At 45.0% G+C, this 8,467-nt stretch carries 7 protein-coding genes; 2 read left to right on the forward strand and 5 right to left on the reverse strand.

Features of this window, described 5'->3' with window-relative positions:
- The 3 genes from uxuA to VIN08_RS28630 form a co-directional block, all read right to left on the reverse strand.
- Positions 1 to 1,031, reverse strand: a 1,031-nt coding sequence (gene uxuA, locus VIN08_RS10240; protein ID WP_331964101.1) for a mannonate dehydratase, incomplete at its 3' end; no start/stop codon positions are given.
- Positions 1,032 to 1,205: 174 nt separating this feature from the next.
- Entirely contained in the window at positions 1,206 to 2,267 is a 1,062-nt protein-coding gene (locus VIN08_RS10245) for an endo-1,4-beta-xylanase (RefSeq protein WP_331964104.1), read from the reverse strand.
- 155 nt (positions 2,268 to 2,422) lie between these two features.
- On the reverse strand, positions 2,423 to 2,548 hold the full coding sequence (locus VIN08_RS28630) for a hypothetical protein (protein WP_414693270.1): 126 nt from the start codon (positions 2,546 to 2,548) through the stop codon (positions 2,423 to 2,425).
- Between the two features lie 242 nt (positions 2,549 to 2,790).
- On the opposite strand from VIN08_RS28630, the gene VIN08_RS10250 reads away from it, so the two are divergent.
- Both VIN08_RS10250 and VIN08_RS10255 read left to right on the forward strand, forming a co-directional pair.
- Positions 2,791 to 3,846, forward strand: a complete 1,056-nt coding sequence (locus tag VIN08_RS10250; protein WP_331964107.1) for a LacI family DNA-binding transcriptional regulator — start codon at positions 2,791 to 2,793, stop codon at positions 3,844 to 3,846.
- Positions 3,843 to 6,017 (forward strand): alpha-glucuronidase family glycosyl hydrolase, encoded by a 2,175-nt coding sequence (locus VIN08_RS10255; protein WP_331964110.1) that lies wholly within the window; start codon positions 3,843 to 3,845, stop codon positions 6,015 to 6,017. Before VIN08_RS10250 ends, VIN08_RS10255 begins: the two co-directional genes overlap by 4 nt.
- A 377-nt stretch (positions 6,018 to 6,394) precedes the next feature.
- Here VIN08_RS10255 and VIN08_RS10260 read toward each other — a convergent pair whose 3' ends face one another.
- On the reverse strand, positions 6,395 to 7,174 hold the full coding sequence (locus VIN08_RS10260) for a glycoside hydrolase family 16 protein (protein ID WP_414693269.1): 780 nt from the start codon (positions 7,172 to 7,174) through the stop codon (positions 6,395 to 6,397).
- A gap of 68 nt (positions 7,175 to 7,242) precedes the next feature.
- A complete protein-coding gene (locus VIN08_RS10265; RefSeq protein ID WP_331964113.1) occupies positions 7,243 to 8,370 on the reverse strand; it encodes a family 16 glycosylhydrolase in 1,128 nt (375 codons plus the stop codon).
- Positions 8,371 to 8,467: the final 97 nt, after the last annotated feature.

An 8,467-nucleotide genomic window follows, 5' to 3' on the forward strand; every position in this document is an offset into this window, starting at 1 on the left:
CGCATGGGTATAGATATACCTCTGCGTTTCATAAGCAGTACTACTTCTTTTACTACGCTAAACATATCAGCATCACCTTCCAGGTGGTTGGCTTCGTAGAAATCGCCTTTATAGTCGCGCTTGGTGCTACGCAGGTGTAAAAAGTTTATTCGATCGCCGAGGCGCTTTACCATGCCCGGCAAATCGTTATCAGCACGTGCACCATACGAGCCCGTGCAGAAGCAAAGTCCATTGGCAGGAGAAGGCACAGCGTTCACTAAATCAGTAGCATCCTTCTCTGTGCTCATGATGCGGGGCAATCCCAATATAGAATAGGGAGGATCATCCGGATGTATAGCCATCTTTACTCCTGCAACTTCTGCTGCCGGTGTTATCTGCTGCAGAAAGAAATACAGGTTCTCTCTCAGTTTCGCAGCGGTAATGCCTTCATATTTTTTCAGTGCTGCCAATATTTCGGGTGCCGTGAACGCTTCATCACTGCCCGGTAGGCCAAGCGTTGCGTTGTGAAAAAGTTTCTGACGTTCCGCCTCGCTCATATCGTCAAAGCGTTTCTTTGCCAATGCAATCTCTTCCGGAGTATAATCTTTCTCTGCTCCTGGTCTTTTCAACAGGAAAAGATCGAACGCTATAAATGCAGCCTTCTCGAAATATAGCGCCTTGCTTCCATCCGTCATGGTATACGATATATCGGTGCGCATCCAATCGAGAATCGGCATAAAGTTATAGGTAACAACCTTCAGTCCGCATTGCCCTACGTTCTTCAAACTCACCTTATAGTTCTCTATATACTTCAGGTAGTTACCACCCTGACGCTTGATGTCTTCGTGTACCGGTAAACTTTCTATCACAGTCCACGTCATGCCGGCCTTCTCGATCATCGCTTTACGCTTCTCGATCTCTTCTACCGTCCACACATCTCCTACCGGTATATGGTGCAAAGCTGTTACCACTCCGGTACATCCTGCCTGCAACAAATCGGCAAGACTTACAGCATCATGCGGACCATACCACCGCATTGTTTGTTCCATCATTTTTAGTGCGCGTTAGTTTTTATAAATCACCCCTTACTTGAAACCACTGGGCTTTGTGAGTTGTGAAATTACTGGTTTTTACCAAGTATATTCAGCTCAACCTCAAACTACCAGCAGTGCTCTTCAACTTATCTTCACCTGCCAGCAGCTTGTAGTCAACCCGCCTGAAGCCTTTCAAAACTTCGTTACCTCGAAAAATACTTTCTTGGGTTTCAGGTTCTGGTCAAACAGCAGCGGATAATTCTTCCTTCCCGGTACCGGGTACGTATCAAGCCATGTGTGTTTGTCCGAGATATTCCAGAACGTAACACCGGTGATAACGTTCTTATATTCCCGCAGCACCCGGAACACCATTTTATAGCGTTCCATCTGTTTGTTCTCCAACTCTGACGTAAAAACATCAGACTCACCCTGCCTCCGCTCGCGAGGAAATTTTTCCGATGGGTAAACCGATACATCCAGTTCGGTTATTTGGATGTTCAGCCCCAGGGAGGAGAATTTATCAAGCGTAGCACGCAGGTCTTTTTCGGAAGGCTCGAAGATAGACCAATGGCCCTGCATACCAACAGCATGCACCGGCACTTTGGCATCTCTCAGCTTTTTCAGCAACGTATATACCCGATCGCGTTTCTCAGGTCTCTCCGTATTATAGTCATTGTAGAAAAGTATAGCATCCGGATCTGCAGCATGTGCGTATTCAAAAGCTTTGATGATGAAATCTTCTCCGCAGATCTTATACCACGGAGTGTTGCGCAGTAATTTTGTCGGATCATCCGCAACGGCTTCGTTTACTACATCCCACGCATAGATCTTGCCTTTATAGCGACTCACTACTGTGGTGATGTGATCCTGCAGACGTTTCAGTAAAACTTCTTTGGAAACGGTATCTCCTTTGGCATCGGTAAATATCCACGAAGGTGTTTGCTGATGCCAGCACAATGCATGACCACGAACTTTCAAACCATGTTGCTGCGCAAAGGCAACGATCTGATCGGCATCAGTCCAATTATAGCGATTCTCTTCCGGATGTATAGGCCCCATCTTCATCGCGTTCTCGGGCGTTATACTGATAAATTGTTTTACAATCAGCTCTGCCTCCGGACCTTTCAATGCCTGTGGTGATACCGCTACTCCTATAGGAAAGTAATCTTTATAGTAGTCTTTCAACCCTTTATCTTGTGCTACACTTAGTTGTGCAGCAATGCTGAGAGTTATGGCGAGTATTATCTTTTTCATATTCGTTAATCGTTAACAGTTATTCGTGAGTTGTAAAAAAGCTTAAAGCACAAAGCTTCCGAGTACGGACAATTTCACTTTCCGCTTTCAACTTTTATCTGTCCGCTTACATTTCGTCTGCGTTAATCTGAGGGAAACAAAAGATTGCTATCGAACTATATAGTTCTCCGGTGGCCCAGATAACTTTCTTTTGTTGCTGCTGTCTCCATTACAATCTTCTGCAATACTACTCGGGCATGGTAGCCCAACCGTTGTAACGTGTGCCTTAAGACTTTTATAATCGCTCACATTACAGCCTGTGCTTCAGCGGAAAATCCCTAAAAGTTTGACTAAAGTGATGACTGATTTAAAAATGCAACCGATTGCAATATATATTCAAAATAATTGTAATTTTTGAAATTATTACAACATATTCACATGCAACCGATTCAATAATTGATTGCCAAAGCTTAGCTTATTGGGCCTGCTTTTATGGTTGGTAATTCTAATTTGCAATCCATAAACCTTTCCTCCCTGTTGAAAAATGAGCGCACAAAAAGAAGTAACGATCTATGATATAGCTGAAGCACTCGACCTCTCCCCTGCCACTGTCAGCCGCGGGCTGAAAGATCACCCCGCTATAAAAAAAGACACGCGGAAACGGATCTTCGACAAGGCCAGGGAGATGGGCTATCAGCAAAATATGTTTGCCAGTAACCTGCGCAGAAGCCGCAGCAATACGATTGGTGTAATAGTGCCGCGACTCAATAGTTATTTTATGTCGGCTGTTATATCGGGGATGGAGAAAGTGGCAAACGCTGCCGGCTATAATCTTATCATCAGTCAATCAACCGAGTCAAAAGAGAAAGAACTCGCGAATATCAAGACACTCTATAATAGTCGTGTGGATGGTCTGCTGGTATCACTTGCTTACGACTCTGAAGATATATCGCACTTTGATCTCTTTCTGAATAAAGGTATACCGCTGATTTTTTTCGATCGTGTATTTGAGCATCCGAAGTGTGCGAGTATCGTGATCGATAATTATAAGGCAGGGTATGAGATTACCAATCACCTGATCAACCAGGGGTCTACACGCATTGCACATATTACTGCGAACATTAAACAAAATGTATATGCCGATCGCCTGAAAGGCTATAAACATGCGCTGGCCGATAACAATATACCTTTTGATGACAGGCTGGTATACTATTGCAACCTGAGCGAACAAGCCGGTGCCGAGGTAACACAACAGATACTCGAAATGCCACAACTGCCGGATGGTATATTCACGGCCAATGATACTACGGCTGTAAGTTGCATCCGCACACTCAAACAGGCCGGTATAAAAATTCCGGAGCAGATTGCTATTGCCGGATTTAACAATGATCCGCTCTCGAAGGTGATCGAACCTAATCTTACTACCATGAACTATCCCGGCCAGGAGATGGGCGAACTCGCTGCCTCTACGCTGATTCGTAAACTGGATAGTAAAGAAGGAAAAAGCCTTAACACCATTGTGCTGCATCACAACCTGATTGTGCGCGAATCTTCGCTACGCAGCAGGCCACTTCTTCCACTCATTGACGCTATACTATGACTACACCTCTGACCATTCCCCGTATACTCCTTGCATTGTTATTATGTGTTAGTCTCACAGCCCGGGGCGAAGATGGATACCGGTTATGGCTGCGTTATGATAAGCTGAACGATGCTGCACTGGCTAAGAAATATAGCAGCACCCTGAAATATATACTGCTCGAAAAAGAATCTCCTACGCTGCTGATTGCCCAAAAGGAATTGAACAATGCCTTGCAGGGATTATTAGGAACTACCATTGGCAACACCCATAGTATACAAGCGGGAACGATCGTTCTTGGAACACCGGCTTCTTCTCCTGTAATTGCATCGCTGGCACCGCGCGATAAATTGGGCGCTGTGGGCAATGAAGGATTTCTTATTTATACCACTACCGTTAAAAGTAAACTCTGCATCGTTATAACCGCTAACCAGGATATAGGTGTACTCTACGGTATATATCACTTCATACGTCTTTTGCAGACGCAGCAAAGTATACAATCACTTTCTATTGCCAGTGCGCCTGCTATACAGCTTCGTATACTGAATCATTGGGATAATCTTGACCGCACGGTGGAGCGCGGTTATGCAGGCTTTTCGCTGTGGGATTGGCATAAATTACCCGGCTATATCGATCCGCGTTATTACGACTATGCGCGTGCCAATGCTTCCATCGGTATAAATGGCACAGTACTTACCAATGTTAATGCCAATGCACAGGTATTAACAGACCTATATTTGAAAAAAGTAGCGGCACTGGCAGATATATTTCGCCCCTATGGCATTAAAGTATACCTCACGGCACGGTTCAGTGCCCCGATAGAAATTGGCGGATTAAAAACAGCCGATCCGCTGGACAAGGATGTAAAAGTCTGGTGGAAAAACAAGATTGATGAAATATATACCTATATCCCTGACTTTGGCGGCTTTTTGGTAAAAGCTAATTCCGAAGGGCAGCCGGGTCCGCAGAACTATAATCGTTCGCATGCCGATGGAGCCAACATGCTGGCCGAGGCGCTGGCACCACACCACGGTATCGTTATGTGGCGAGCGTTTGTTTATAGCAACGAAGTTCCGGAAGATCGCGCCAAGCAAGCCTATAATGAATTTAAACCACTGGATGGTTCCTTCAACAACAATGTATTGGTACAGGTAAAGAATGGTCCGGTTGATTTTCAACCGCGCGAACCGTTCCATCCTTTGTTCGGTGCTATGCCCAAGACTCCGCTTATGCTGGAAGTACAACTTACGCAAGAGTACTTAGGCTTTGCCACGCACCTGGTATATCTCGCTCCGCTGTTTAAAGAATGTATGGATGCTGATACCTATACGCATGGTAAAGGTTCGACTGTATCGCGGGTGATCGATGGTTCGCTGGAGAATCACAAACTTACCGGTATAGCAGGTGTAGCCAATATAGGCAACGATCGTAACTGGACCGGCCATCCTTTTGCACAGGCAAACTGGTATGCTTTGGGAAGATTAGCATGGCTGCCGGCTCTTTCATCTGAAACGATAGCCGAAGAATGGATACGCATGACGTTCTCGAATGATGAAGCGGCTGTGCACGCACTAAAAGAAATGATGCTGCGCTCGCGCGAAACAACGGTACAGTATATGACACCTCTGGGATTGCATCATATCATGGGATGGAATCATCACTATGGCCCGGGACCGTGGATCAAAGATAAACCGCGTGCTGACTGGACTGCTGTATACTATCATCAGGCGGATAGCCTGGGCGTTGGTTTCAATAGAACGGCCCGTGGAAGCAACGCATTGGCACAATATACTCCCGAAGTACAAAAGCTATATGGTTCACCCGATACCTGCCCGGAGGAATACCTCCTCTGGTTTCATCACATACGCTGGGATCATAAACTATCGTCCGGCAGAACACTGTGGGATGAACTATGCTATCATTACTATACCGGAGCTGATTCGGTATACCACATGCAACAACGCTGGAATGCACTGGAAAGTAAAATAGATCGCGACCGGTTTCAGCAGGTAAAAAGCCTGCTGGCTATACAGCACCAGGAAGCTATATGGTGGCGCAATGCGTGCGTGCTATATTTCCAGACATTCTCCAAAAAAGATATACCTGCAGGGTTAGAAAAACCCGATAAGTCGTTACAGTATTACGAAAGCCTGGAATTTCCGTTTGCTCCTGGTATTCGTCCGAAGTGGTAACGCCGTTACATATACTGGTAAGCAATGCCGGTATAAATATGAAAAAAAATCTTACGAAAGTAACTGACCAGGTATTTTACCAGATATAGCCAACACCGATTCAGACGAATCGAAATTTATTACAGGAACGATTATACCTGGAATTTTAGAATAGCTGCGAGTTACGAGTTGCCAGTGGTGTGCGTAGGGGATTTGTGTGTGTACGTGTGTATGTGTGTAAATCCATTGCACAGAGGGGCACAGTGTTATTTTTGAAATATAGTATATATGGAATGACCTGGGTTATAAGCGTTGAGCCGCAAGACACAAGAAGATATACTCTTTCTCGTAACTCGCGGCTCATAACTTATAACTCCACTTCCAGTCGCTTGCAGCGACTATTGATATACTCTCACATAGTCTACTTCCATTCTTTGCGGCCATATACTTTCATCAACACCTTCTTTCCCTCCCCAGTTGCCGCCTACGGCCAGGTTCATGATCAGGTAAAAAGGTTGATCGAAGGGCCAGCCTTTGAAATCATCTTTCGGATCGCGCGGAACAGAGTGATATAATTTATCATCAATCAGAAAATCAATTTTATCTTCTTTCCAGTCGATGGCGTAAATATGAAAACCGTCCTGCGCATCAGGCACAGTAATCTTGCCTTCCTTCTGTGTTTGCTTGATGTGGTTATAGGCTTCGGTATGGATCGTGCCATGGATCACACCGGGATCATACCCAACGTGTTCCATGATATCAATTTCACCACTCGCGGGCCATCCGCCATATTTCCAGTCGGTAGATAGCATCCATATAGCAGGCCATGTTCCTTTACCCTTCGGTAATTTTGCCTTGGCTTCGATGCGTGCATAACGCCAGTCGCCTTTCTTCCTGGTAATGACGCGTGCAGAAGTATAGGGTTTTCCCTCGATCGAATCGCGATGAGCCTCCACGATCAGCATACCATTTTCCACGCGTATATTCTTTGTATCCTTCGTATAGTATTGCAGCTCGTTGTTACCCCAGCCATTGTTGTTGCCCAGGTCGTAATTCCATTTGCTTGTATCCGGCAAGCCGGTATAATCAAACTCATCACTCCATACCAGCTGTGGCCTGGTGTTACAGGAAAACAGTAAAGTCATAAGACTTACTCCTGTTATCAATAGCAAACGCATATAGTTTTGATAGGTTAAGGTTTATATATACTTGCACCGTTATGCAAGAAACTATAAATGGTTATGAATTATTGAAACACCCGCACATAGTCAACAATCATACGCTGCGGAAAGGTTGTATTTGCATCCGGACTGCCAGGCCAGTTACCGCCTACGGCTACGTTGAAGATCAGAAAGAACTTCTGCTGAAATTCACTCAGCTCTGCCGGTGTTGTGTCGATCGTAAAGTATTTTTTGTCATCTACATAGGTTTCGATTGAAGACGATGTCCACACAATAGAGAATACATGGAACTCATCGTTGTATGTACCACTTGGCAATGTGCTGGATAAACCATACTGCGCATGTGTTCCGGCATTGTCCCAGTGCATGGTACTATGTACGGTGTTATCACCACCGGTACCACCTACCAGTTCCATAATATCGATCTCACCACACTTGGGCCATCCTACATCGCCTATATTATTACCAAGCATCCACAGCGCAGGCCATATACCTTTACCTTTTGGCAATACAGCACGAATATCTATCCGGCCATATTTGAAAGACTGCTTGTCTCTGGTAACGATACGCGATGAAGTATAATTACTACCGGAGAAACTTTCTTTCTTCGCAGTAATAATCAAGTAGCCGTCTTTTACCGTTGTGTTTTCCGAGCGATAATATTCCAGTTCATTATTACCCCAGCCACTCGTGCCCGTACCGGTTTCAAATGTCCAGTCGGTAGTGCTGAGAGATGTACCGTTAAATTCATCCTTCCACACGAGCGTCATGCCGCTATAATTATCCGGTGTAGTATAACCTGTTGTCGGTATAACAACATCGTCACCACCCGAAGTTGCGCCTACGGTTACGACTATACTTTTGGTATCGGAGACAAAGTCGCTGCTGGTGGCATGTGCCTGCACCTTCACGGTATAATTACCGGAGGCGGTATAGGTATGCGAAGCTTTTCCATCCGTAACTTTTGTGGGCACTTCTATGGCAACATCGCCAAAGTATATAGTATAAAAATTAGCATTGGTTGCCGATGCCGTAACGGATACCAGTCCAGAACCATTCTGACTCACGGTGACCTGTACCTGTAAATTGGAGGGTAACGTTAATTCCTGACCTGAATCGCCTTCACTGCATCCTATGGTTACTCCCATACTTATAAATACAAACAGCAGCGATGTTCTAAGTTTGTCCATCATGGTATACGTATTAATTGTTTAAAAAACTGTCTCGACCACTAAAGTATATACTTCGTATCGAGACAGTCTATAGTCCTATCTATTATTCCGGTAACAA

It is taken from the genome of Ohtaekwangia sp. (genome assembly GCF_036568665.1).
GTDB lineage: Bacteria > Bacteroidota > Bacteroidia > Cytophagales > Cyclobacteriaceae > Ohtaekwangia.